Source organism: Amycolatopsis sp. NPDC004378 (assembly GCF_053602455.1).
Map to the genome: position 1 here is coordinate 739,759 of NZ_JBSGDR010000001.1, position 22,123 is coordinate 761,881.

The 22,123-nt window shown below is 66.8% G+C and carries 21 protein-coding genes and 1 pseudogene; 11 read left to right on the forward strand and 11 right to left on the reverse strand.

What is annotated here, in order from left to right; translation table 11 throughout:
- Positions 1–13: 13 nt before the first annotated feature.
- From dpdE to ACWEN0_RS03645, 5 genes are all read right to left on the reverse strand, one after another.
- Positions 14–3,142, reverse strand: coding sequence for a protein DpdE (dpdE, locus tag ACWEN0_RS03625; protein WP_451968591.1), 3,129 nt, complete (start codon positions 3,140–3,142; stop codon positions 14–16).
- A gap of 378 nt (positions 3,143–3,520) precedes the next feature.
- Positions 3,521–4,633, reverse strand: coding sequence for a DGQHR domain-containing protein DpdB (dbpB, locus tag ACWEN0_RS03630; protein ID WP_451968593.1), 1,113 nt, complete (start codon positions 4,631–4,633; stop codon positions 3,521–3,523).
- Entirely contained in the window at positions 4,626–5,900 is a 1,275-nt protein-coding gene (gene dpdA, locus ACWEN0_RS03635; RefSeq protein ID WP_451968595.1) for a tRNA-guanine transglycosylase DpdA, read from the reverse strand. The genes dbpB (ACWEN0_RS03630) and dpdA overlap by 8 nt, the downstream gene beginning before the upstream one ends.
- Positions 5,897–7,021, reverse strand: coding sequence for a DGQHR domain-containing protein DpdB (gene dbpB, locus ACWEN0_RS03640; protein WP_451968597.1), 1,125 nt, complete (start codon positions 7,019–7,021; stop codon positions 5,897–5,899). The genes dpdA and dbpB (ACWEN0_RS03640) overlap by 4 nt, the downstream gene beginning before the upstream one ends.
- Positions 7,018–7,710 (reverse strand): hypothetical protein, encoded by a 693-nt coding sequence (locus ACWEN0_RS03645; protein ID WP_451968598.1) that lies wholly within the window; start codon positions 7,708–7,710, stop codon positions 7,018–7,020. Before ACWEN0_RS03645 ends, dbpB (ACWEN0_RS03640) begins: the two co-directional genes overlap by 4 nt.
- Before the next feature lie 308 nt (positions 7,711–8,018).
- Here ACWEN0_RS03645 and queC point away from each other — a divergent pair, with 308 nt between their 5' ends.
- The 6 genes from queC to ACWEN0_RS03675 all read left to right on the forward strand — a co-directional run bounded on the left by queC (position 8,019) and on the right by ACWEN0_RS03675 (position 11,832).
- Complete coding sequence (gene queC / locus ACWEN0_RS03650) at positions 8,019–8,720, forward strand: 7-cyano-7-deazaguanine synthase QueC (RefSeq protein WP_451968599.1); 702 nt, start codon at positions 8,019–8,021, stop codon at positions 8,718–8,720.
- The gene (gene queE / locus ACWEN0_RS03655; RefSeq protein WP_364727556.1) at positions 8,717–9,352 is read left to right on the forward strand and encodes a 7-carboxy-7-deazaguanine synthase; all 636 of its coding nucleotides are present in this window, start codon (positions 8,717–8,719) and stop codon (positions 9,350–9,352) included. Before queC ends, queE begins: the two co-directional genes overlap by 4 nt.
- Positions 9,352–9,708 (forward strand): 6-carboxytetrahydropterin synthase QueD, encoded by a 357-nt coding sequence (gene queD, locus ACWEN0_RS03660; protein ID WP_451968601.1) that lies wholly within the window; start codon positions 9,352–9,354, stop codon positions 9,706–9,708. Before queE ends, queD begins: the two co-directional genes overlap by 1 nt.
- 1 nt (position 9,709) lies before the next feature.
- Positions 9,710–10,477 carry a GTP cyclohydrolase, FolE2/MptA family gene (locus ACWEN0_RS03665; RefSeq protein ID WP_451968603.1) on the forward strand — a complete coding sequence of 256 codons (768 nt, stop codon included), beginning with the start codon at positions 9,710–9,712 and terminating at the stop codon, positions 10,475–10,477.
- A gap of 22 nt (positions 10,478–10,499) precedes the next feature.
- Complete coding sequence (locus ACWEN0_RS03670; protein ID WP_451968605.1) at positions 10,500–11,084, forward strand: VUT family protein; 585 nt, start codon at positions 10,500–10,502, stop codon at positions 11,082–11,084.
- A 493-nt stretch (positions 11,085–11,577) separates the two neighbouring features.
- Positions 11,578–11,832 carry a hypothetical protein gene (locus tag ACWEN0_RS03675; RefSeq protein WP_451968607.1) on the forward strand — a complete coding sequence of 85 codons (255 nt, stop codon included), beginning with the start codon at positions 11,578–11,580 and terminating at the stop codon, positions 11,830–11,832.
- 72 nt (positions 11,833–11,904) lie between these two features.
- Here ACWEN0_RS03675 and ACWEN0_RS03680 read toward each other — a convergent pair.
- Positions 11,905–12,201, reverse strand: a pseudogene (locus ACWEN0_RS03680) (DUF6907 domain-containing protein); the annotation flags it as partial.
- A 219-nt stretch (positions 12,202–12,420) separates the two neighbouring features.
- Between ACWEN0_RS03680 and ACWEN0_RS03685 the strand changes: the two are divergent.
- Positions 12,421–12,975: a hypothetical protein gene (locus ACWEN0_RS03685; protein ID WP_451968609.1), complete on the forward strand. Its 555-nt coding sequence runs from the start codon at positions 12,421–12,423 to the stop codon at positions 12,973–12,975.
- Between the two features lie 88 nt (positions 12,976–13,063).
- On the forward strand, positions 13,064–13,345 hold the full coding sequence (locus ACWEN0_RS03690) for a helix-turn-helix domain-containing protein (RefSeq protein WP_451968611.1): 282 nt from the start codon (positions 13,064–13,066) through the stop codon (positions 13,343–13,345).
- 340 nt (positions 13,346–13,685) lie between these two features.
- Here ACWEN0_RS03690 and ACWEN0_RS03695 read toward each other — a convergent pair whose 3' ends face one another.
- A complete protein-coding gene (locus tag ACWEN0_RS03695) occupies positions 13,686–14,888 on the reverse strand; it encodes an amidohydrolase family protein (RefSeq protein ID WP_451968613.1) in 1,203 nt (400 codons plus the stop codon).
- Between the two features lie 10 nt (positions 14,889–14,898).
- Positions 14,899–15,417, reverse strand: a complete 519-nt coding sequence (locus tag ACWEN0_RS03700; RefSeq protein ID WP_451968615.1) for a GlcG/HbpS family heme-binding protein — start codon at positions 15,415–15,417, stop codon at positions 14,899–14,901.
- A gap of 104 nt (positions 15,418–15,521) precedes the next feature.
- On the opposite strand from ACWEN0_RS03700, the gene ACWEN0_RS03705 reads away from it, so the two are divergent.
- Together ACWEN0_RS03705 and ACWEN0_RS03710 are read left to right on the forward strand one after the other, a co-directional pair.
- Complete coding sequence (locus ACWEN0_RS03705; protein WP_451968617.1) at positions 15,522–16,670, forward strand: sensor histidine kinase; 1,149 nt, start codon at positions 15,522–15,524, stop codon at positions 16,668–16,670.
- Positions 16,667–17,287 (forward strand): response regulator, encoded by a 621-nt coding sequence (locus tag ACWEN0_RS03710; protein ID WP_451968619.1) that lies wholly within the window; start codon positions 16,667–16,669, stop codon positions 17,285–17,287. The genes ACWEN0_RS03705 and ACWEN0_RS03710 overlap by 4 nt, the downstream gene beginning before the upstream one ends.
- On the opposite strand, the gene ACWEN0_RS03715 is transcribed toward ACWEN0_RS03710, so the two are convergent.
- On the reverse strand, positions 17,288–18,184 hold the full coding sequence (locus ACWEN0_RS03715; protein ID WP_451968620.1) for a hypothetical protein: 897 nt from the start codon (positions 18,182–18,184) through the stop codon (positions 17,288–17,290).
- A gap of 43 nt (positions 18,185–18,227) precedes the next feature.
- Positions 18,228–18,827, reverse strand: a complete 600-nt coding sequence (locus tag ACWEN0_RS03720) for a vWA domain-containing protein (protein ID WP_451968622.1) — start codon at positions 18,825–18,827, stop codon at positions 18,228–18,230.
- Between the two features lie 147 nt (positions 18,828–18,974).
- Here ACWEN0_RS03720 and ACWEN0_RS03725 point away from each other — a divergent pair, with 147 nt between their 5' ends.
- Positions 18,975–21,857, forward strand: coding sequence for a tetratricopeptide repeat protein (locus tag ACWEN0_RS03725; RefSeq protein WP_451968624.1), 2,883 nt, complete (start codon positions 18,975–18,977; stop codon positions 21,855–21,857).
- Between the two features lie 40 nt (positions 21,858–21,897).
- Here ACWEN0_RS03725 and ACWEN0_RS03730 read toward each other — a convergent pair whose 3' ends face one another.
- Complete coding sequence (locus tag ACWEN0_RS03730; RefSeq protein ID WP_451968626.1) at positions 21,898–22,071, reverse strand: hypothetical protein; 174 nt, start codon at positions 22,069–22,071, stop codon at positions 21,898–21,900.
- Between the last annotated feature and the right edge of the window lie 52 nt (positions 22,072–22,123).

A 22,123-nucleotide genomic window follows, 5' to 3' on the forward strand; every position in this document is an offset into this window, starting at 1 on the left:
CGCCGACTAGCGTCTAACGTTTGGGCCACAGCACCACACCTCCGCACGCAATGACCGAAACCGCGGGTTTAGTCGTGCCCTTGACCACGGCATTTCCGAGTTCGATCTCCTGCTGCACATCGCGGGCAGCGCTCGCGCGCTCGGCGTTCGTCGGCAACCGACGCGCTCTGGCACGCAGTACGGCCAAGCGCGAGTCCACCTCCGCCTCAGCGCGCCTGCCGGCAGCGGACGGCACCGATGTCAAGGCCGCAGCCGAGGCGAGTTGCGCACGGGCCTCTTCGTAACTCGCCCGGCAGAGTTGCCGCCACTCCGGGAACTCGTCCAAGACCGCCTGCCACAACTGCCCGCGCAGCACGTAGTCGTGACCTTCGTCGAACGGCGCGTGCAAGACCTCCAGCAAGTCCGGTGACGCCGCGCCATGCACGTCGGTCCAGGTCTCCACGACAGCGGGGGGCAGGAGAGCGTCACCGCGCCTGCGAAGCCTGCGCCGGACCCCTTCGGACTCGAAGGCGAGGTGCGAATCGTCGTACTCGATGAGAAATTCGCAGTGCAACCACAACTCCGGCGAACGCACAGCCGAGGTGGGGCGCACTATCGCTCGAGTACGCCCACGTTCATCTCGTCGCAGGTAGCCCTCGAGCCAGTCAACCAACGGATCGCCAAGGCGGAGAAGTGAAACTCCCCGCCGAGCAGTCGCGGTGTCACGGGAGTAAGCGTAGGTCTGCTTGAGCAGTCCGGCAACCTCATGAGTGGCGTCCTCGGAGAGGCCGCCGATGCAGTCTACACCCGCTCGCCTGGTCCGCCCTGGTACGGAACCGAAGCGCACCAATCCGTGCTGGTCCTCCACTGGTCGCAGTGCGACGCCGCCTCGCACGGCAGTGAAGTGGGTGAACGTTCGACGTAGTCCTTCCACGTCGTCGTCGGTTGCCCGCAGATCGTTCATGCCCACCTCATCGAAGTCAGCTGCGACCGTGACGGATTCGATCTCCTCGAGAAGGTCCACCTCGTTCCGCTCTTCATCGAGCGCAGAACGCAGAGCTCTCAAGTCGCGAGTGAAAGCGTCACTCCCTTCGTGCGCCAGCGTAAGGATCAGGCGCTCACGTTCCTCCTCAAGCAGGCGTTGCAGAGTGGCGACAGAGGACTCGAAGATGCCAATACCGTCGCTGAGCATGGCGATCTGGGAAGAGACCCACGAACTGGCGGGCTCAGTCAAGACAACCACCTCGGCCGGCTCTGAGCGACGGGCGAACCGGTCGAGGCGACCGATCCGCTGCTCCAGCCTGTTGAAGTCGAGCGGCAAGTCCAAGTTGACGAGAACATCGGCGCGCTGCAGGTTCCGTCCCTCTTCGATGCTGTGGTCGCCGATCAGCAACTGGACGTGACGTGACTCCGAGAACTCCAGGACACCGTCGTCACGATCTTGCTGAGTCATCCCGCTGTGGTGCCCTCGGACCAAACCACCCCACCGTGATCGCGCCAACTCCAACAGGTGGGCGGCCATGTCCACCGAAGTCGCCACCATCACGACCTTCTGCCCGGCTTCAATCCGCGCGTCCACCACCTCGAAGGCGCAGTTCACCCGCGTGCTGGTACCGCGCAACCGAAGGCGGGCTGCGGTCGACTCCAGCAACGAGCGCACATCGTCAGGTATCGCGCCACTGACGTTCAGTGAGCTTTCCAGATGCCGCAGGAGCGGGCCTGGGCCGCCGAGGCCGTGCATGACCGTACGAGCATAAAACCGGTCGTCGAGCCGGCCCTCCAATCGTTCCCGGTACTCGTCCAGGAAGTCGTCGACATCGGGGCGCGCAGGATCGTCGACAGCGACAAACGTCGGTTTCCGGCCCGACACCGGGTACTCCGCAGTGGGCCCGGTATTGCGCCGGTGCCGAATCATGCGCCTGCTGATGCGATAGGTCTCGCGGACGTAGTCCGCTAGACTCCGCCACATTGGAGAGGCAGTGTCTTCAGTTTTTCGGCATTCGTCGGCCAAATTCCCGAAAATGGAGTCCGAGCCGTGCAACGCGGTCAATCCATCGAGCGCAAGACGTCGCTGACGCAGCGTAGACCGGCGCGAGGTAAGAACCTGAACGCTGCTCGCCGCCGATTCTCGCAACTCGACCCGCTGACGGAATTCCGAGACACTATCCAGCGGGAAAGCCATCGGATCGACCAAATTCAACAGACCGAGGAAAGTCCGGAGGTTTCCTTTCATCGGTGTCGCTGACAGCAACAGGAGACCTCGTACGTCGTACAGGTCCTGGCGGGTCGCCTCGAACGATCTGAGGTGGCCAACAAGGTGGTGCGCCTCGTCGATCACCACCAAGCCGAACGCGGTCAGGTCGTGCCGAGAGAGCAATTCCTCGTGAGAGATGACTTCAAGACGCCCCTCGGCTAGGGCAGCGTCAAGCAGGAGACGTTCGGTCAACTCGTCTCGCCATTGCTGCACCAATGTGACCGGAGCGCACACCAGCGCCTTGAAGTCGCGGTCATCGAGCAGCAACTGCCTAAGTACCAGTCCCGCCTCGACGGTCTTACCGAGGCCGACCTCATCCGCGAGCAGGTAACGCAGGACGGGATCGGCCAGCATCCTCGCGACCGTGTCCAGCTGGTGCTGGTAGAAACCGACGGGGGCCGAGAGTATGGCCGTAAACCCCCGAGCCGACCTCCGTTGTTCGATCAACCAGTCACGAAAGCACTTCCGGGCGGCGTAGTACTCCGGAGTGTCGCAGAGGCCTTGCGCAAGTGCGGTGATCGGATCACTCAGTTGCTCGTTCCAGCGAACCATCAGTTTCGAGCCGGGCACCTTGACGTCACGACCCGAAGCGCCCGCCACACGCACCCAGTACTCACCGAAACCGGCCGCTGAAGCTACTTCCGCAGCTCGCCAGCCGTAAACTTCGCCTTCCAACCAGATCCTCGTGCCCGGCGGCAGCTTCGGAACTTTAAGGCGGGAAACCGGAACCACTAATTCCGATTCGTGGACGTGCGGCACATCAGTATAGACGACCACCGCACTGTCGTTGCCTCGCTTCTCCTTGCAAAAGCCGAAGCCCAGCCCGTTGCCGGACACCTGAACCCATTGCCCAACGAACCTGTTCATCGACGGAGTCCCATTTAGCGAGCCGGCCCGCGCGCGCACCATGACGACATCATCCCGATCGTAGCACTCTACACCCTGACCGTCCGGACAACTCACATCGGAGACGGCGCGTCCGGACAAGACACAACGACTCAGTCGACACAGGCTCGCCGAGCACAAGAGGAATCGTGCCTGCGACCACACGCGTTACACAACGCACGGGGCAGACTAAGTTACCGTCGAGTAGTTCCCCTCGACGGGTTTCGACAGCGGCTCCGAGTGGTGAATCAGCGCACGTCTCGCGGGTGCGTTCGACGGGCAGCACCAGCGCAACACCGGTCCGCGTACCGATGCTCGCGTCATCAGCGCGCTCAGCTCACATCCCTCACGGCAAACAGCCAGGGCTGTGCATGCCGACGCATTATCCTACTGAATCGAACGTCAGCGCTTGCGTTTGCGCAGCAACTTCAGCAGGTGGGAGGTGAGTTGCCGGACGTCGTTCGGCGTGTTCTGCAGGTTGTTCCAGCGTCGTTCACCATCGCTGAACTGCCAAGTCCCGGACGTCCACGCGACATGGGGACGCAGGCTCTCCAGGGTTCTCCGGAGCTCCACAGTCTTCACACCTTCAGCCGGCACGTCTTCCGTCAGCGTGTCCATGACAAAGCCGAGTGCCTGGATGCCGACGCCGTGGGTGAGGCGCGAACTACGTGGAGGCTTCTTCCACTCCTCGGGGAAGACCTCGCGCACGACCGACCAAAAGCCGATCAGGTGGGTGAGCATCCGATCCACATCACCAGTGCCGTCGACGGGGTTGCGGTACTGGTAAAGCGCTCCTTCGAAGAGGCTGTGCTCGACCATCTTGAGGACGCTGTTGTCCTTGATGTAGCCGTCCGGAGCAGTCGGTGACGCGATGATGCGGAAGAACGGGCTCTCGCGCTTGCCGTTCAAGCGCGTCATCAACTGCGCAGGCAGGCGGCGGCGCACGTACGCGTCAGGCAAGTGGCCGGTGGTGTCGGGGAGCAACTCGTGAATGAGACCCTTGGGCAACGCCCTCGTGGAGTTGACCAGGATGAATTGCGAACGCTGCTCCTCTTCGGAGTCGGTGATGAAGCCAACGACTGCGACGGGGAACTCGGCGACATCGGCATCACGGATCGCTGCGCTGCGCTGCTGACCGTCGACCAACCAAGCCGGTTTCTGCGCCTCGGACAAGCTCTCGTCCACCGGGATGACGAGTTCTCCTGGTACCGAGTAATCGACCGTGTCAGAGGGGATCATCAATGATGGGGTGAACTGCACTCGTTCGTCGAAGGCGACGACGATCGCGTTGGGCAGCATCGCGCCACCGGACTCGAGGTACTTGCGGATGCCACGGATGTGGCTGAGTACCTCAGGACGCTGGTAGCCCTGCAACTGCTCACTATCGTCACGACGGATGCGCGACACGGCCGCAAAGTTGTGCAGCTTCTTGCCGTCAACGGCGAAGCAGTAGATCCGTCGCCGCCCCTGCCGGACCTCGAGAGCCGGGAGTCGGAGGGTGTACCTGTCAGCCAATTTTTCTCCTAGTTGAGGGGACGGTCTCACCGCGAATCGCTCGCGGTGAGACCTTGCGCATCTTGGCTTCCAGGACGGCCAGGTTGTGGAACCCACGCCGCTTGTTCCGCTCCGTGCCTCGGAAGATCGCTATCTCGATACCGTGCTTCTCGCACAACGCACAAGGGCAGGACTTCCAGGGCCGCGCCTCCAACGTTCTGCGGTACTGGACCAGATAGCTCTTTTTATTCGCCTGGTTTTCGCCCAGCACAAGCGCTTCGTATGCGGCCAAGGCGGCCATGACATCCTCGAGGTCCACGGCTCCTTGGTCGTAGCCCCGCAGAGCACTCAGGCACTCCCGTTCGGCGAGTGTGGCGTCGCGTTGTGACACCGCGCCTGAAAGGATCGCTCGCTTAAGAGCGGGATTACCGTCGACCTGGGGGACACGCACGGCTGTGTAAGCACCGTCCACGACGTGGTAGTTGTTCCGATCGTCCATGAACGACTGTCGGAACGCCGACGTGCTGTCAAAGCTGGTCACGCCCAGTTCGGCGAAGCGCTCCATGCTCTCCAACCGGGTGATCCCGAGCAGATGCAACTGCGTTTCCGGCTGCAAGACGGTCGAGATCTCTTCCAGACACGCCACGATCTCGTGAGTCTTCAGCGGTACCATGCCGCCGAGCGCGATCCTGGGATACCCCATCTCCTGCAGGCGGGCCACACTATCCGCGTAACTAGCGGGGCTCCACCCCTGCGCGGCACCGACCGGTTCGAACGGGCTGTCGCGGTCCTGCACGGCAGCGAGGAACTTCTCAGCCAGGTCCAGGGAAATATGCCGACGCTTGACCCAAGCGGGGTCTGCCTCACCTTCGCCCGCACCGGGAACATAGCCGAAGATGACGTGGTCGATGCTGACGCCCGAGTCGAAGCCGCATTCGTCGTAGAAGTCGAGCACCTCGTCGACCGAGTACGGCGGGTACTCCTCCTCGATGTAGTTGAAAGCGCCGCAGTCGCCGAGGCTGGCGGTGCCTGAGGGCAGTCTGAAGAACTTACGCACCCCGAGACGGTAGAGCCGTGCGCGCTGGGGTGCGGCGTACTTGCCTGCTCCCTTCACCGAGCCATCGACGATCGCCTTACTGACGAGGACACCGTCATAAGGAGACGGTGTGACCACTTCATGCGCGTACACGTCGTCGCGCTGACGGACCCTGGTGGGCAGGTACTCATCATTGATGAAGTCGTACGTTGGGCTGACGAGGTCCTGGCTGTCCGGGAAGTAGAACTTCATGACGCGTTCACCCGTGACTTGACGTAGACACGGATGATGAAGTTGGACAGGACGCTGATGTGTCGCGGGGTGTTCTGGAGCTCGTTCCAGGCGATGTTCAGCTCACCCCACCGCCCCTTGGTCCAGTGACAGTGGTCCGCGATCAAGGCCAGTTCCTTCTTCATCCGCTCGACGACATCTGCTGCTTCCACGTCCACGTTCGGGACGATCTTGTCCATGAGTCGCCCCATGGCCCTGATGCCGACACCGTGCATCAGCCTGCTCTTGGTCGGCGGCAAACCCCAGGCTTCGGGAAAGGTGTACTGCACGGCGGTCCAGTAGGAGACCAGGATCTTGCGTATCGCGCCCGTGTCGATGGTGCTGTTCGACAGGTTGCGGTAGAGGAACAAGATACCTGCGGAAGAGTTCAGAGACTCCTCGACCGCGGCTGTGAGGCTGTTATCGGTGACGACCGCGGTGCCGCGCTGTTCCGGGCTGGTCGACGGCCGCTTGATCAAGCCTCGGAAGGGCGAGTCCGAATCCTGGTTGAGCATCGTGACCAGGGCGGAGGGCAACTTGCGGGCGGACAGCTTCGCAGGCAGAGCCGTACCCACCTCGGGCAAGAGTTCCGCCACGAGGTTGGCGGGCAGCGGTGACACCGTGTTCACCCGCAGAAACTGGTCACGCTGAGTGGCGATGTCCTCGGCCACGAACCCGGCGACCGTCACGGGGAGGCGAGTCCGCTTGGTCCGTGCGAGGGCCAGGCTCCGCTGCTGACCGTCCACTATCCAGGCCGGCCGGGGCTCGTCGGGGGTCTGTGCGAGTGAGATCTCGAGCGTGCCACTGGTGGCCAGGCCGTCGGTTGCTGAAGGCCCTGGACTGGAACGAAAGCGAACGGAGTCGGGCAAAGCCATGATCAGCCCGTTGGGGAACAGCACCTCGTCACTGTCGAGGTACTCGAGGATCTGGTTCACGTGCTGCTTCTTCTCAGGGCGCTGATATCCCAGGAGTCGACCAGCGTCGTCCCGGGAGATCCGCGCCACGTCGGAGATCAGCGCGACTTCCTCGGCGGCGAGGGTGAAGATGTACAGGGGGATCGTCGGATGCTGATGCACCTTCAACGCCCTGCGCTTGAGATTCACCGCTCTCCCATCGTCTCGGAGTAGAGGTTGGCGAACCTCTTCTGCTCGCAAGCCCTGCCGCTCTCCCTGAGCAGCCGGTGCAACCTGGTTCGAGAGATGCCATGTTGCTTGGCTACCGACGCCCGGATGAACGCTTTGACCTCCGTGTCCGTCATCGGCATGCGGTTGTAGCTCTCATGGTGGGCCGAGCGCTCGACCCAGCGTGTCCACGTCTCAGTCGTGGTGGCTGAGGTCAACCTACTGTCCTCGCAGTGGGCCAGCCATGAACTGGCCATCCGTGCGTTCAGCCCGGTGAGGGTACCGCCCAGCGCTTTGCGAAGCGATCCGTTGGCCCGTACGCGCTGCACACCGGGTATGTCCTCACTTCCGCCGACGAGCAGTGTGTCACTACCAACCTGACCGAGTTCGCGCAACTCCGCTGTCAGGACGCTCCCGTAGACTTCGGACAACACCAAGAGTACGGAGCTACGGGATCCCAATTCAACGAGGGTCGACGCGCCGAGGCATTCCTGGAGGCCCTTCCACCACAGTCGACGGTCGCCCCCGGTCGACGCGACGCTGTCTTCGTGGCCGGGGCTGAAGGTGGCGGCGTAAGCCGGAAATGAGGCGGCTGCGGACTGCAAGCCCAGCCCTGCGGACACGACCCACAGTTCCGCTTCGAACCCCGCTCGGGTGGCCGCATCGACCACAGTGTGCACCTGCCGCCAGTGCTCACCCTTGTACAGGCCGCCCAACGGGGTGCAGTGCGCGCCGGCACGGACCCGGTCCGTCCATGTACTGAGTCGACTACTCACCGTGCCCGCCGGGAGCGAGCCCACACGAAGAGTCGGAGACGGGACGAGCATCTTACGGTCCGTGCAGGTCACTACCACGGATAGTTTCTTCACGCCTCGCCGGCTCCCTTGGACCGTAACTTGCTTCCGATGCGGTTTACTCTACAGCTTAGTTAGCCAGTTATGATCTAGACCCGCTATCCACCAATTGAAGGGTGACGTCGATGGAACGACCGGCGATCGTACTGCTCAGCGGCGGTCTCGACTCGACGACGGTACTGGCCATAGCGAAGGACCAGGGGTTCACCCCGTACGCGCTTAGCTTCCGATACGGGCAGCGCCACAGTGTCGAACTCGAGGCAGCTCGACGAGTCGCCCAGACGGTCGGGACAGCCGGACACAAGACCGTCGACATCGACCTTCGCGCCTTCGGCGGTTCAGCGCTCACGTCGGACATCTCGGTGCCCAAGCATGGCAACGTCGACGAGGTCGACGCGAGCAGCATCCCGGTGACCTACGTACCGGCACGCAACACCATCTTCCTGTCTTTCGCGCTCGCCTATGCCGAGGTCGTCGGAGCGACGGACATCTTCACCGGCGTGACCGCGGTCGACTACAGCGGCTACCCAGACTGCCGACCTGAGTACATGGCGGCGTACGAGAAGATGGCCAACCTCGCCACCAGGGCCGGCGTCGAGGGGGCAACCCCGCTACGCCTCCACTCGCCGCTCATCGAGATGTCCAAGGCGGACATCGTTCGCGAAGGCCTCCGCCTCGGGGTCGACTACTCGATCACCTCGAGCTGCTACGACCCCGACGAGCAGGGACGGGCATGTGGTGGCTGCGATACCTGCCTGCTGCGACTCAAGGGTTTCGCCGAGGCCGGTTTCACCGATCCCGTGACGTACCGAAACGTGAACGCATGACCTACTTCATCAAGGAGATCTTCTACACCTTGCAGGGCGAGGGCAGCCACGCCGGCCGACCGGCCGTCTTCTGTCGCTTCTCCCGGTGCAACCTCTGGACCGGTCTCGAGAAAGATCGCTCCCGGGCGATCTGCAAGTTCTGCGACACGGATTTCGTCGGTACCGACGGTACGGGAGGCGGCCGGTTCGCCACGCCCGACGAACTCGCTGACGCAGTGGCAGCGGCGTGGCCGTCGGAGGATAGGAACAATCGCTTCACAGTGTGCACGGGGGGAGAACCACTGCTGCAGTTGGATGCAGCAGCTGTCGATGCCCTGCACCAGCGTGGGTTCGAGGTCGCCGTGGAGACGAATGGCACCCGGGTCCCTCCAGCAGGGCTGGACTGGCTCTGCGTCAGCCCGAAGATCGGAGCGGACCTGGTGGTGACCGCCGGCGACGAGTTGAAGTTGGTCTATCCCCAGGCTGGTGGCGACCCTGCGCAGTTCGAACACTTGGACTTCCGTTCGTTCCGGCTCCAACCCCTCGACGACCGAGAGCGGGAGAGCCACACCGAGGCGGCGGTTGAGTACTGCATGAAGAACCCACGCTGGTCTCTGTCCCTGCAAACGCACAAGTACCTGGGAATTCGCTGATGGAGATCTTCCGAGAGTTCACCTTTGAGGCCGCTCACCGGCTTCCCGAGGTGCCGGAGGGACATAAGTGCGCTCGCCTGCACGGCCACTCCTACCGCGTGACGGTGCACGTGGAAGGCAGCGTCGACCCGCTCGCGGGCTGGGTCATGGACTTCGGTGACGTGAAAGCCGCGTTCAAGCCCGTCGAGGAACAGCTCGACCATCAATACCTCAACGAGATCGAGGGGTTGGAGAACCCGACCAGCGAAAACCTGGCCGTGTGGATCTGGGACCGCCTGGCGCCGCGGTTGCCCGAGGTGTCCGCTGTGACGGTCCGGGAGACCTGCACTTCCGGGTGCACTTATCGAGGGCGGTGACGTGCACGACATCCAAGCAGAAGTGGACTCTCGGGGCATCGAGGTCGACCAGGTCGGTATCGCCGGGGTGCGGTACCCGGTGGTGTTCGATGACGGCATCACGAACCAGCGGAGCATCGCCGAAATCTCGGTCGCCGTGCAACTGCAGGCGGACCGCCGGGGCACGCACATGAGTCGGATGGTCGCTCTCGTCCACGAACGCTTGCAGGCGTTCGACCCCCGGGACATGGCCCAGGTGCTGAAAACTGGTGCGGCCATACTGGATGCTCCCGGTATTTCGGTGGTCCTCAGCATGCCTATCTCGGAGGTGACGTCCGCGCCGACGAGCGGGCTGGAGTCCGTGTCCGTCCACGACGTGGAGGTGACCGGCGCCTGGCAGGACGGCTCCTGCAGCGTGACCGCAGCAGTCACCTCAGAGGTCACGAGTCTGTGCCCCTGTTCGAAGAGCATCTCCGACTACGGTGCGCACAACCAGCGCAGCAAGGTCACCCTGTCGGTCATAGGTAGTGGGGACCACCTGTATCCACTGCCAGTGCTGGATGCGGTCAAGATCATCCGCGACTGTGGGTCGGCTCCGGTGGTTCCGCTCGTCAAGCGCATCGACGAGCGCACGCTCACAATGCAGGCCTACGATCACCCCGTGTTCGTCGAGGACATAGCGCGCGACATCTCGCTCGCATGCCGCGCCCGCGGGTTGGCCCACGAGGTTAGAGTGCGCAACCTCGAAAGCATCCACAGCCACGACGCGGTGGCTCTGATTACAGGGTGACGACAACCCTCAAACGCTTCGCGTGACCAGGACGAACACACAGCCGTTCTCAGAAGTCACTTTACTCCGAAAGAAGGCTTCCGTGAATAAGATTACTCCGATCGGGGTGATTCTGTTCGTCGCATACATCGCCACCATCCCTTTAGCAAACCTCGTCGTAAGCCACCTCGGCGCAATCCCGGTCGGGTTCGGCTTCCTCGCTCCAGCAGCCGTCTACTTCGCCGGTTTGGCTCTGGTCCTGCGAGACCTGGCACGTGAGAGCCTTGGCCGCAGAGCAGTCCTAGGCGCCATCGTGGTGGGCACCATCCTGTCCTACCTCTTGGCCGACCCCGCGCTCGCCACGGCGTCAGCCGTCGCCTTCATAGTGGCGGAACTCCTAGACTTCGCGGTGTACGAACCGCTGCGGAAGCGTGGACTCATTGTCGCCGTAGTCAGCTCGAATATCGTCGGTCTGCTGGCAGACAGCTTGATCTTCCTCAAGGTGGCCTTCGGTTCCCTCGAGTTTCTGCCGGGGCAGATCATCGGAAAGGCGTGGATGACCGTCGCCGCTGTGGCCGTCCTAGCATTGCTCGGCCGCAGAAAGACTTTGGCACACAGCGGCAAGTGATCAGTCTGTCATAGTGCCGTCACCAGTTGAACAAACTGCAGAGTGGTTCGAAGCGTGGAACTCGGCGGCTCGATCGGAGGATCACCGTGGTCGGTGGTCTCGCCGTTCTGTCTCGCCTCGGTCCTACCGCGCATCGGGTGACCAACGACATCGACACGGTCAACCGGCGAGACTGGCCGGCGAGCCGGGCTAACTCGATGTCCTGCTCGCCACCGGGCCACCGCGATCGATGGGGGCGGGTGCGATGGTCGCCACGCCGACCGGCAATGTTCGGGTGAATGTGATCGAAGTCAGCGAGGGGCAGCTCGACTAGCTTCCCGAGGATCCGACCGACCGGCTATACCTACTCAGTCACGACTGGGCCCTGCGTTCAGCGACGCCACTGCATATCCGTGCCATCGGTAGCGGCACCACAAGCGAACACACCGTCCAAGTCGCCGAGCCTGGACCGCTCGTCGCGACAAAGTTGCAGGCGCTGCCGAACCTGGCACGCGTGAAGGAAGCGACCGACCTGCTCGACATCGTCCGGCTCGCCCTCGACGACGAAACCGGACCGGTCGTCCGCGCGCAGCTCGCCGCCGCCGACGTCGTGCTGAAACAGGACGCAACCCTGCACGTCGAACACTGGTTCCAGACGGCCGCCGAGCGGAGCCTGCGCGTTATCAGGACGACACCCAGTGGCTCTGACACCACGCCGGATACGATTACCCTGGTCGGCGAACTTCTCCTTGCTTCACTCGCGCGCTGATGACATTCAGACGGCGCTACATCGTGCTATGCCGCGACAACGCTGAACGGCAGTTGCAGCTGACCGGCTGGCTCACCCGTAGCCAAGTTCGCCGCGGCCGTCAACGTCACGACGAGACGGCGGGCCTCGTCCTCGGTCAGGTGCCAGCCCTGATTGGTCACTCCCTTGCCGCACCAGATCCGCGGGACATCCTCGCGGACGCCCCTGGTGAAGGCTCACGACCGCGCACTCGGGCTGCCACCCCAACTCAGGCCCCATCTCCTGGGCATCCTCCAAGGTCAAGGGCACCTCCTCCCAACTGGAGAAGTGACGACGGTCCGGACCGGGACCTCGGTCCTCGTGTAGACCGTTGCACCACCGCGGGCAGGGGTTTCGCCAGCCAGAGCACCGGCCGCGAGCAGATTGTCGCGTCCTCGCCGGAGCAGGCGATCAGATCTGGCACGCCGACCTGCGTCAGGTCAACTCGATGAAGCGGAACGCGTCCGCACCGGACGCAGGTATGGCTTTCACTCTGCGCCGCATCGAGCGCGCCCAGATCCACCCCGGGCACGCTGCCCAACAGAGCGTTGTTCTTCATACCGTTCTCAGGTGAAGAACGCCGTCTGGAGCGAGGTCGTGCGACGCGCCCAGGAACAAGGCGACCCCTGGACCACCGCAGCACTCGGGTTGATGATGCCGAGTCTGAAGAAGGTCGCCGGCAGCATCGCCCGCAACTTCCGCGGCGACATCGCCGACTTCGACGCCGAGATCGTCGAAGGATTCCTCCAGGCGCTGAACTCGCTGGACCCCGAGAAGCCGATGCTCTACTCGTCCCTGCGGTTCATGGCCCACCGCTACGGGCTGGAGGCTCGCGGCAAGGAAGATCGAATCAATGGAACACGCTCCACCTACGACGAGAGCACCTTCGTCAGGTACCGCGCCCGGACAACCGGACATCCGGACCTCGTCCTGGCACAAGCCGTCAAGGACGACACCCTGACCGAAGACGAAGCCAGCCTCATCGGGCGAGTACGGCTCGACGGCGAGGGAGCCGCATCCGTCGCCCACGAACGTGGCGTCTCCTCCTACCAATTCCGGCAACAGCTGTCACGAGCCGAGCGGCGACTGACAGAGGCCCTCACTCACCATTCCGCCGCAGCATGAACCTCTGGTGGTGTCGGCGGCCAAGTCTGACCGCCGACACCACCATTGATGAGGGCTTCTCAGTATCTCACCCCAGGAAGCTAACGCCATGAATCATCGAAAAGTTCGCGAACTCGACCGGCCACGGTTCTACCGCGTCGGCGAGGCGGCAGCGATGCTGAACCTGTCACCCATGACGCTTTACCGGGCAATTCAGGCAGGCGAGTTCCCCGCTATCAGGGTCCGGAACCGCATCATCGTCCCGGCGCGCGCAATCGACGACATCGAGCAGGCCGCCGTGACCAGCAACAACGTCGTCGACACGGCCAACTTCGCCACGACAACTCCGCAGGCGAGCTATCAGGTTGGTCCGCGCGACCGCCGGGTGTGATCGACTTGCGCGCTCGACGCCCACCGGCGTGAAGCCCCCGGAAGGCCGCGACACGCCCGAGCCCCGGGCAAGGATCTCATGACCCATTTCGTGACCCGAAACGCTGCTGCCTAGTGATGTTCAGGAGGGCACCACAGAGAACCGTGAGGACAAAGTTGCAGGTAGAGGCCACAGTCAACGCAGTGGCTTTCGCCAGGGAGTGGGTCGTGGTATCGCGGGTGTGACCGGGTCAGCACAACGTCCAGCCTGAACGACAACGAGCTGGGAGTCTCGGCGATGGTGAGGACGAAGCTGTCTTCGAGGCAGACATTCGCGAGGGCCGGAAATTCGGTGTAGTTCCTCATGGCTGGAGCACGGCCAGACCGTCGGCTACTACGGCCCCGTTGTGCAGCACCGTGCGGTCTTGGCCTCGGTCCATCACCGCGCTTGTCGGGGTCTCGCCGTCCACCAGGACCAAGTCCGCTCGGTCGCCTACGGCCAAGCCCGGGCGGTCCGTGATGCCCGACAAGCGCGGCACCGTGTGGCTCATGATCGACGCGCCGCCCATTGTCGCCACGGCCAACGACAGCTCGATGTGCGCGTCCGACCGGAAGCCGCGTGTGAAGGCCAGTTGCCATGTGCGGTCCAGCAGGTCGCAGTTGCCGTACGGGCTCCAATAATCCCGCTGGCCGTCTTCGCCCAGGCCCACTCGGACGCCTGAGGCGACCAGGTCCAGCAGGGACAGCTGGCCGGCAGCGGACGGAGCCACCGTCGTCATGGCGATGTCCAGTGCGGCGAAGTCGTCGATCACCCGGCGGCTCACCGACTCCGAGATCGAGCCCAGGTCGTACGCGTGGGACATCGTCACCTTGCCGCGCATGTCCAGGGCTCGGACGCGCTCGATCACCAGGTCCGTCGAGAACAAGCCCAGGTGGCCCGGCTCGTGCAGGTGGATGTCGACCTCCGCCTGGTGTTTCTCCGCCAGTGCGAACACCGCGTCCAGGTGGCCCTTCGGGTCGCGGTCCAGGGTGCACGGGTCGATGCCGCCGATCACCGTTGCGCCCGAACGCATGGCCGCGTCCAGCACGTCGTAGGTTCCCGGCTCGCGCAGGATGCCGGCCTGGGCGAACGCCATGACCTGCACCTCGGCCTGGGCCGCGAACTTCTCCCGGGCGGCCAGGACCGCGTCCAGCTTCTCCAAGCGGCAGTCGACGTCCACCTGGGCGTAGCTGCGGACGCGGGTCGTGCCGTGGGCGATCATGCGCTCCAAGGTCCCGGCCACCCGCTCGGGCAACGGCACCTCGGCCGAACGCCAGTTTTCACGGTCGTTCGTCATCATCGCCACCACGCCCGGGCCGCCCGTGTGGGGGCGGAACGGCAGGCCGATCCGCGTCGAATCCAGGTGGACGTGGACGTCGCTGAACGACGGGAACAGCAGGCGGCCGCGGCCCTCGACGGCCGCCGCGACCCCCGGGGTGTGCGGGCGGATCGCGGCGATCCGGTCGCCGGTCAGCTCGACGTCGCTGCGCTCGCCACCCCAGGGGCGGACATCACTGATCAACACCGGTGCCACGCTACTTGCCCAGCGCGTCCACGCCGGCCTGGGCGAACGACTCGTCCTGCGCACCCGACGGCGCGCCCGCGACACCCACCGCGGCGATCGGGGCGGAGCCCGACGCAACCGGGACGGCGCCGGCCAGGAACAGGGTGCCGTCGATGTCCTTCAACGTCGGGGTCTGCTGCAGGCGGCCGGCCAGCTCGGACGTCTTCGCGTTCCACGAAACCGCCGTGAACGCCTTCTGCTGGGCCGAGCTGTAGGACTGCGGGCCCGCGCCGTCGCCGCGCAGGGTCAGGATGGTGTTGCCGTCGCGGTCCACCACGGCCACCGACACATGCTGGCCGGCCTTCGTCGCGGCGTCCAAAGCGGCCTGCGCGGCCTTCGAAGCGGCGGCGATCGACAGGTGCGACGTCTGCACGACGCCCTTGACGGTGGGTGCCGGCGCGGCGGTGGCCGACACGGCGCCGACGGTGGTGACGCCCACCGCGGCGAGGCCGGCGACGGCAGCGGCGATCCGGGTACGGGTCGAGATCATGGTTTGCTCCTCGGGGTCGATCGGTTCGATGGCTCCAGCCTCACCCCGCCACCAGGCCGATCCGGTCGTCATCCCGGCCGACAACCGGGTCATCCGATCGGCTGATGCGCCGCCTCCGGACCGGGCTGACGCTGGTCCCGGACGAGCAGGGAGGAACCATGGAGCGCATGACGGCCGACTCCGACGCGCGGTGGCTCGCCGCGGTCATGCACTCGGCGTTCTTCCTGCTCCTGCTCGCCTCGGCCGTCCGGTACCTGACGCGTCACGAAGGCACCGCGCTCGCGCCCTGGGTGGTCGGGTTGACTGCCGCGCTCGTGATCGCCTACGGCATCGGCATCAGGTCCCGGAACGGGCTCTGGTTGGCGGTGGTCCTGGCGTTCTGGGTGGTCCTGGTGGTGCTCGCCCCCAGCTTCGCCTGGTCGGCGATCCCGCTGTTCATCACCGGCCTGCGCACCCTGCCGACCGGCCCGGCCCTGGGCCTGGTCACCGTGGTCACCGCGCTCGTCGTCGTCTCGCAGAACCGGCTGGCCGACGGCTTCGACCCGAACCTGACCATCGTGCCGATCGCGATCGCCGTGATGACGGCCGCGGTGATCACCTTCATGCGCCGGCAAGCCGAGCGGCTGAGCGAGTCCGAGCGCCGCGCGGGAGTGCTGGCCGAGCGGGGCCGGGTGTCGCGGGAGATCCACGACGCGCTCGCGCAGGGGCTGTCCAGCCAGGCCATGCTGCTGCAGGCCGCCGACCAGGCCTGGGACCGGCCCGAGCTGGCCCGCGAACACGTCCGTGCCGCGCAGGCCATCGGGGCGGGCAACCTGTCGGAAGCGCGGCGGCTCGTGCAGGACCTCGCACCCGCCGACCTCGACGGCGCCACCCTCGCCGAGGCCCTGGACGCCGTGGCCGGCCGCGCCGGGCTGCCGGTGGAGGTCCGGTTCGAGGGCACCGAACGGCCGCTGCCCGAACGCGTTCAGTCCACTTTGGTGCGGATCGCCCAGGGCGCGCTGGCCAACGCGCGCGAGCACGCCGAGGCCGGCCGCGCCGTGCTCACCCTCACCTACCTCGAAGACCAGGTCGTCCTCGACGTCGCCGACGACGGCCGGGGCTTCCTCGAGACGGCACCCGAAGGCGGGCGCGGCCACGGTCTGCCGGCCATGCGGGCCCGGGCGCGGCAGCTCGGTGGCAGGCTGACCGTGGAGTCCGCGCCCGGCCAGGGCACGGTCGTTTCGGCCGCGATCCCGCTGGAGGTTGTCCCGTGATCAGGGTCCTGGTCTGCGACGACCACGCCGTCGTGCGCGCCGGCCTGCGCGCCCTGCTTTCGGGCGCCGACGGCATCGAAGTCGTCGGCGAGACGGCGAGCGGTGAGGAAGCCGTCGCGACGGCCGCCGCCCTGCACCCGGACGTCGTCCTGATGGACCTGCAGCTCGGCGACGGCATCGACGGGATCGAGGCGACGCGGCGGATCCGGAGCACCCCGGGTGGTCCCCGGATCCTCGTCCTGACCACCTACGACACGGACGCGGACATCAGCCGGGCCATCGCCGCCGGGGCCACCGGCTACCTCCTGAAAGCCGGGTCCGCCACCGAGCTGTACGCGGCGATCGAAGCGGCCGCGGCCGGCCGGACCGCGGTGTCCCCGCCGGTCGCCGACCGGATGATGGCCCAGCTGCGCGCACCCCGGCCCTCGCTCACCGACCGCGAGCGCGACATCCTCCGTCAGCTGGCCCAGGGGCTGGGCAACAAGGAGATCGCCCGCGCGCTGTTCATCAGCGAGGCGACAGTCAAGACCCACCTCGGCCGGATCTACGGGAAGCTCGCGGTGGACACCCGGTCCGGCGCGGTCGCGGTGGCCAAGGAACAACGGCTGCTCGACTGATCACCCCCAGCGCGCGCCGTAGGCCAGGCCCGGGGTGAGGGCGCGGAATCGCAGGTGGACCTCCCCGGACGGGTCCACTGGCTCCCGCCGGCCTCGGTAGCGCGGGTCCGTCACGTCCCGCTGGAACGCTCCATCCACGGCCCAGACCTCCGAAGGCGCGTCGGAGCCGAAGCGGACGTGCAGGTCGAAGCGGTCGCACGGCTGTCTGGGCACCGACACCAGGAACGGCCACAGGGACGGTGGCCGGAACAGCACCGCGCACTCCCACGACTCGCCCCGGGACAACGGCCGCGGCAACTCCAGCCCGTACCCCCACCGCGAGGGCGTCTCCATGCCGCGGTCCACCAGGGTCCCGCCGTGGAGAACGGTGGCCGGGGGACGTCCGGCGGGCAGCGAGACCGCCAGGTCGACGGAGCGCACGCCGTCCTGGTCGGCGGTGATCCGGCGGTGCTCGAGCACCAGCAGTTCGTCCAGCACGAGAGACACCGACAACGACGTCGTGTGCCAGCAGTCCGCCGAGGACACGGCCGGCGGGGCGGACGAAAACGCCTGCTCCGCCATCTGCTCGATCGCGTCGTCGATGCGGCGGCGGATCGTCCGGGGGTCGCGGTCCATCTTCTGCGCCGCCCAGCGGACCCGGTCCTGGTACAGCGGCTGGCGGGCCTCCGCGCAGATCGCGAAGGCCGCCAGCACCGCCAGGCGCAGGTCGTCCGGGAGGTCCGAGGCCCACTCGGTCAGCCGGGCGGACACCTTCTCCCGGATCGCCACCAGCCCGTCGCCGTCGGATACCGCGCACGCCGTTCGCAGCACCGGTCCCACCCGGTCCTCGATCCGGCCCGCCAGGCCGCGGCCCTTGCGGAGCGTTTTCAGCTCCTGGACCAGCTCGGCACGCTCCACTGTCGTTCTCCTTCAGTGCGTTTCCATGGCTGCCACCCCCTTTTCAGGACAGGGTGCGGTCGGGCGGTGGACCGGAAGTGGACAGAACGTGCATCACCGAGGCGATCAGCGCCGTCCCCAGGCGGACGCCGTCGCGGCCGAGGTACGTGCGGAACGTGCCGATGCGGCCCAGGGCCTCTCCGTCCGCGTCGCCGACGCCGAACGCCACCACGCGCGGGCGGCGCGCCCACGCCGGGTCGCACAGCGCCGAGAACGCCGCCGGCCAGGTCACCGGGTCCGTCGGCTGGCCGTCGGACAGGAAGAACACCAGCGGGCGCAGCACGCGCACCCGGTGCGTCTCCAGGAGCCGGACGTCGACGTCGATGACCGAGCGCAGGAACGTGAACACCGGGCCGAAGTTGGTGCCGGCGCACGGGCCCGGCGGCGGCAGCTCGGCGACTTCGGCCGCGAGGTACAGCCCGTGCACCGCCGAAGGCTCCTCCCCGAAGCCGATCACGCTGCAGAGCACGCGGTCGGCGATCGACGCGTCGGCGTGGATCGCGCCGCGGAACTCGCGGAGCCCCCCGTTCAGCTCCTCGATGTGGTCGGCCATCGACAGCGAGACGTCGCACGCCACGTAACACGGCAACACGTCGGACCCCATACCCGTTTCTCCTTCACCCCTGATTCGACCGGCGGAGTCTGGCAAGCGCGCGTGTACCGAACGTGGAAGAAATGCTGATTACCGAAACTCCAACGGCCGATTGCGCGACATCAATCGGGGAAAGCAAGCTGACGCCGGGGAGGCTGCGTGGAGTTTCGGATGCTCGGCCCGCTGGAGGCGTGGCACGACGGCGCACCGGTGCCGCTGGGTGACCAGCAGCAGCGGTTCGTCCTGGTCGTGCTGCTCCTGAACGCCAACAAGCCGGTGTCGACCGCGCGGCTCACGGAGATCGTCTGGGCCGGCCGGGAAACCAAGCCCACGCTGGTGCGCGGGTACGTCAAGCGGCTGCGTGACGTCGGCGTCGGCATCGAGACGACGCCGACCGGCTACCTGCTCCGGCTCGGCGAGGACCAGCTCGACACCGTCCGGTTCGAGCGGCTGCGGTCCGCGGCCGCCCGCACCGACGATCCGCGCCGGGCCATCGAACTCCTGCGGGAGGCCGTCGGGCTGTGGCGCGGGCGGTTCCTCGAGGACATCGACATCGACCGCGTGGGCGGGCCGGAAGTCGCGTTCCCGGAAGAGAGCCTGCCCGACACCGTCGGCGACCTGGCCGAGCTGGAGCTCGACACGGGCGACCACCGCTCGGCGCGTGACCGGCTGCGGCCGCTCGTCCGGTCCGATCCCGCCGGCCAGAAGCACGCCGAACTCCTCATGCGTGCCCTGCTCGCCGGGGGTGACCGGGTCGGCGCGCTGCGCGTGTTCCAGAGCACCCGCGACGCCCTCGCCGAGCTGCGGATGGCGCCCGGTCCCGTGCTGCGCAACCTCGCCGCGCGCGCCGAACACGGCGAGCCGCCGAGCTCGCTGCCGTCGCGGCCCGGCGGGTTCACCGGGCGCGCCGCGGAGCTGGCGACGATCGAGACGGCCGCCGCGAGCGGGGCGGTCTGGATCAGCGGTGCGCCGGGCGTCGGCAAGACCGGCCTGGCCGTCGAAGCCGCCCACCGGCTCCGCGACCGCTTCCCCGACGGCCAGCTCATGGCCCGGCTCAACGGGTTCACCCCCGGCGTGCCCGAGACCAGCGTCGGCGACGCGCTCACCGAGCTGCTGGTCGAGCTCGGCGTGCCGGCCGAGCAGATCCCGGCCACCGTCGGCCGGAAGGTCACGCTCTACCAGACGACCTTGTGGGGCACCCGCACGCTCGTCGTGCTGGACAACGCCGCGTCGGCCGAGCAGATCCGGCCGTTGCTGCCCGAGGTGGACGGCTGCCTCGCCATCGTCACCAGCCGGCTGATGGGCGACACCGGCGAGCCCGTCCGGCTTTCGCCCCTGCCACCCGAAGAAGCGGCCGAACTGTTCCAGGCCCTGACCGACCCGCCGCGGGTGCGCGGCCGGGCGGCGGACGTCGCGTTGATCGTCAAGCGCTGCGGGTACCTGCCGATGCCGATCCGGGTGGCGGCCGCGCTGTTCCGGCGGCACGCCGGCTGGCCGCTGGACCACCTGCTGCACCTGCTCGAGGAGAGCGGGCCGTGGGGCGAGGCCGACGGCGTCGCCGCGGTCCGGGCGTCCTTCCAGCAGCTCGGCGAGCCGCAGCGCACCATGTTCCGGCTGCTCGGCAGCCTGCCCGGGCCGGACGTCGACGTCGTCGGCGGCGCGGCGCTGGCCGGCTGCGGAGTCGCCGAAGCGCGGCGGCTGCTCGACGACCTGCACGAGGTCAGCCTGCTGGAGGAGGCCGCGCCGGAGCGGTACCAGATGCTGGACCCGCTCAAGGAGTTCGCCGCCGGCGAGCCCGCGTCCGAGCCGGCGCTCGTGCGGTTGCTCGACTTCTACCTCGTGACGCTCGCGGCCGCGGTCGGTGCCGCGTACCCGTTCGACCGGGCGCAGCTGCCCGCGCTCGACCGGTCGTGCCCGGTGACGCCGGTCTTCGCCGACGCCGGCGCCGGGCTCCGGTGGATCGTCGCCGAGCGCGACAACCTCGTCGCCGCGATCCGCTACGCCGCCCGGCACGACCTGCCGGAGCACACCTGGCGGCTGGCCGTGCTGCTGTGGCGCTACTTCAACACGACGAACCAGTTCGAGGACTGGATCGGCACCCTGGAGCTCGCCTGGGCGATCGTGTCGACCGACCGTGGAAACGATTACGGCCAGGCGCACGTGCTGCTGCGGCTGGCGACCGCGCACGACCGGCGCGGCCAGCTCTCCGAAGCGCTCGAGCTGGCGGCCCAGGCGCTGCCGAAGTGGCGCCGGCTCGGTGACCCGCGCGGCGAAGCGGCGACGTTGTGCGCGCTCGCCATCCCGACGATGGAGCTGGGCAAGCACGAGCAGGCGATCGCGCACCTCGAAGCGGCGCTGGAGAAGTACGAGCAGACCGAGGACCGCCGGGGCGAGGCCCACGCGCTGAGCATGCTCGGCTACCTCAACGAGCTGCACGGCAACCTCGACGTCGCGCTGCGCCAGCACTCGGCGGCCGCGGGCACGCTGCGCGAGATCGGGCACGTCCAGGGCGTCGCGCACGCCTTGAACAACCTCGGGTCGGTGCAGGAAAAGCTCGGCCTGCTCCCGGAGGCACTGGCCAGCTACACCGAAGCGCACGGGCACGCCGCCGAGGTCGGCGACCACTGCGTCGAGGCGTACGCCCTGAACAACATCGGCAACGTGCACCGCCAGCGCGGCCGGTACACCGAAGCCGTGCGCTACCACGACAAAGCGAAGGAAGTGGCGGCCAACGTTCCCGACGCCGACCTGCGCACCCAGCTCTACCTCGACCGCGGCGCGACCGCGCTCGCCCGGGGTGCGCACCGGGAGGCGTTGAGCGCCGGAAAGGCCGCCCTCGACCTCGCCGCCGGCGACGGGAACCGCACCTACCAGGCCCGCGCGCACCGCGGTGTCGCGGAAACGCTCCACGCGATGGGCGACCACGAAAGCGCCGTCGAACATTGGACGGCCGCCGAAACGGAATTCGCCGCGCTCGATTTGCCGGAAGCCCGCAAGGTGCGCGACGAACGCGCCGGCTGGGAATGCGCCTGCGGGTCGTGACCGAGCCGGCCGTCCCCCCGCGACGGCCGGTCCGCGCACCTCAGCCGTGCCAGGGGTTGCCGTCGGTGCCCGCCGGCGGCGGCGTGCTGGTGGACGGCGGCGGGGTGCTGCCGTCGCCGTCCGCGTAGGCCGAGGTGGAACCGATCACCGGGACCGCCGCGAGGACGCACAGCGCGAGCAGGGGCCCACCGATTTTGGCCAGCTTTTTGAACATGACGAATCCTTCCGTCGAGTGGTTTCGGATCGGGGATTCCGGCGGAATTTCC

Bases quoted from the DNA above. Each gene is read 5' to 3' on its own strand.
- dpdE (WP_451968591.1), bottom strand. From the start codon at position 3,142: ATGGTGCGCGCGCGGGCCGGCTCGCTAAATGGGACTCCGTCGATGAAC.
- dpdA (WP_451968595.1), bottom strand. From the start codon at position 5,900: ATGAAGTTCTACTTCCCGGACAGCCAGGACCTCGTCAGCCCAACGTAC.
- queC (WP_451968599.1), top strand. From the start codon at position 8,019: ATGGAACGACCGGCGATCGTACTGCTCAGCGGCGGTCTCGACTCGACG.
- queE (WP_364727556.1), top strand. From the start codon at position 8,717: ATGACCTACTTCATCAAGGAGATCTTCTACACCTTGCAGGGCGAGGGC.
- queD (WP_451968601.1), top strand. From the start codon at position 9,352: ATGGAGATCTTCCGAGAGTTCACCTTTGAGGCCGCTCACCGGCTTCCC.
- ACWEN0_RS03690 (WP_451968611.1), top strand. From the start codon at position 13,064: ATGAATCATCGAAAAGTTCGCGAACTCGACCGGCCACGGTTCTACCGC.
- ACWEN0_RS03700 (WP_451968615.1), bottom strand. From the start codon at position 15,417: ATGATCTCGACCCGTACCCGGATCGCCGCTGCCGTCGCCGGCCTCGCC.
- ACWEN0_RS03705 (WP_451968617.1), top strand. From the start codon at position 15,522: ATGCGCCGCCTCCGGACCGGGCTGACGCTGGTCCCGGACGAGCAGGGA.
- ACWEN0_RS03720 (WP_451968622.1), bottom strand. From the start codon at position 18,827: ATGGGGTCCGACGTGTTGCCGTGTTACGTGGCGTGCGACGTCTCGCTG.
- ACWEN0_RS03730 (WP_451968626.1), bottom strand. From the start codon at position 22,071: ATGTTCAAAAAGCTGGCCAAAATCGGTGGGCCCCTGCTCGCGCTGTGC.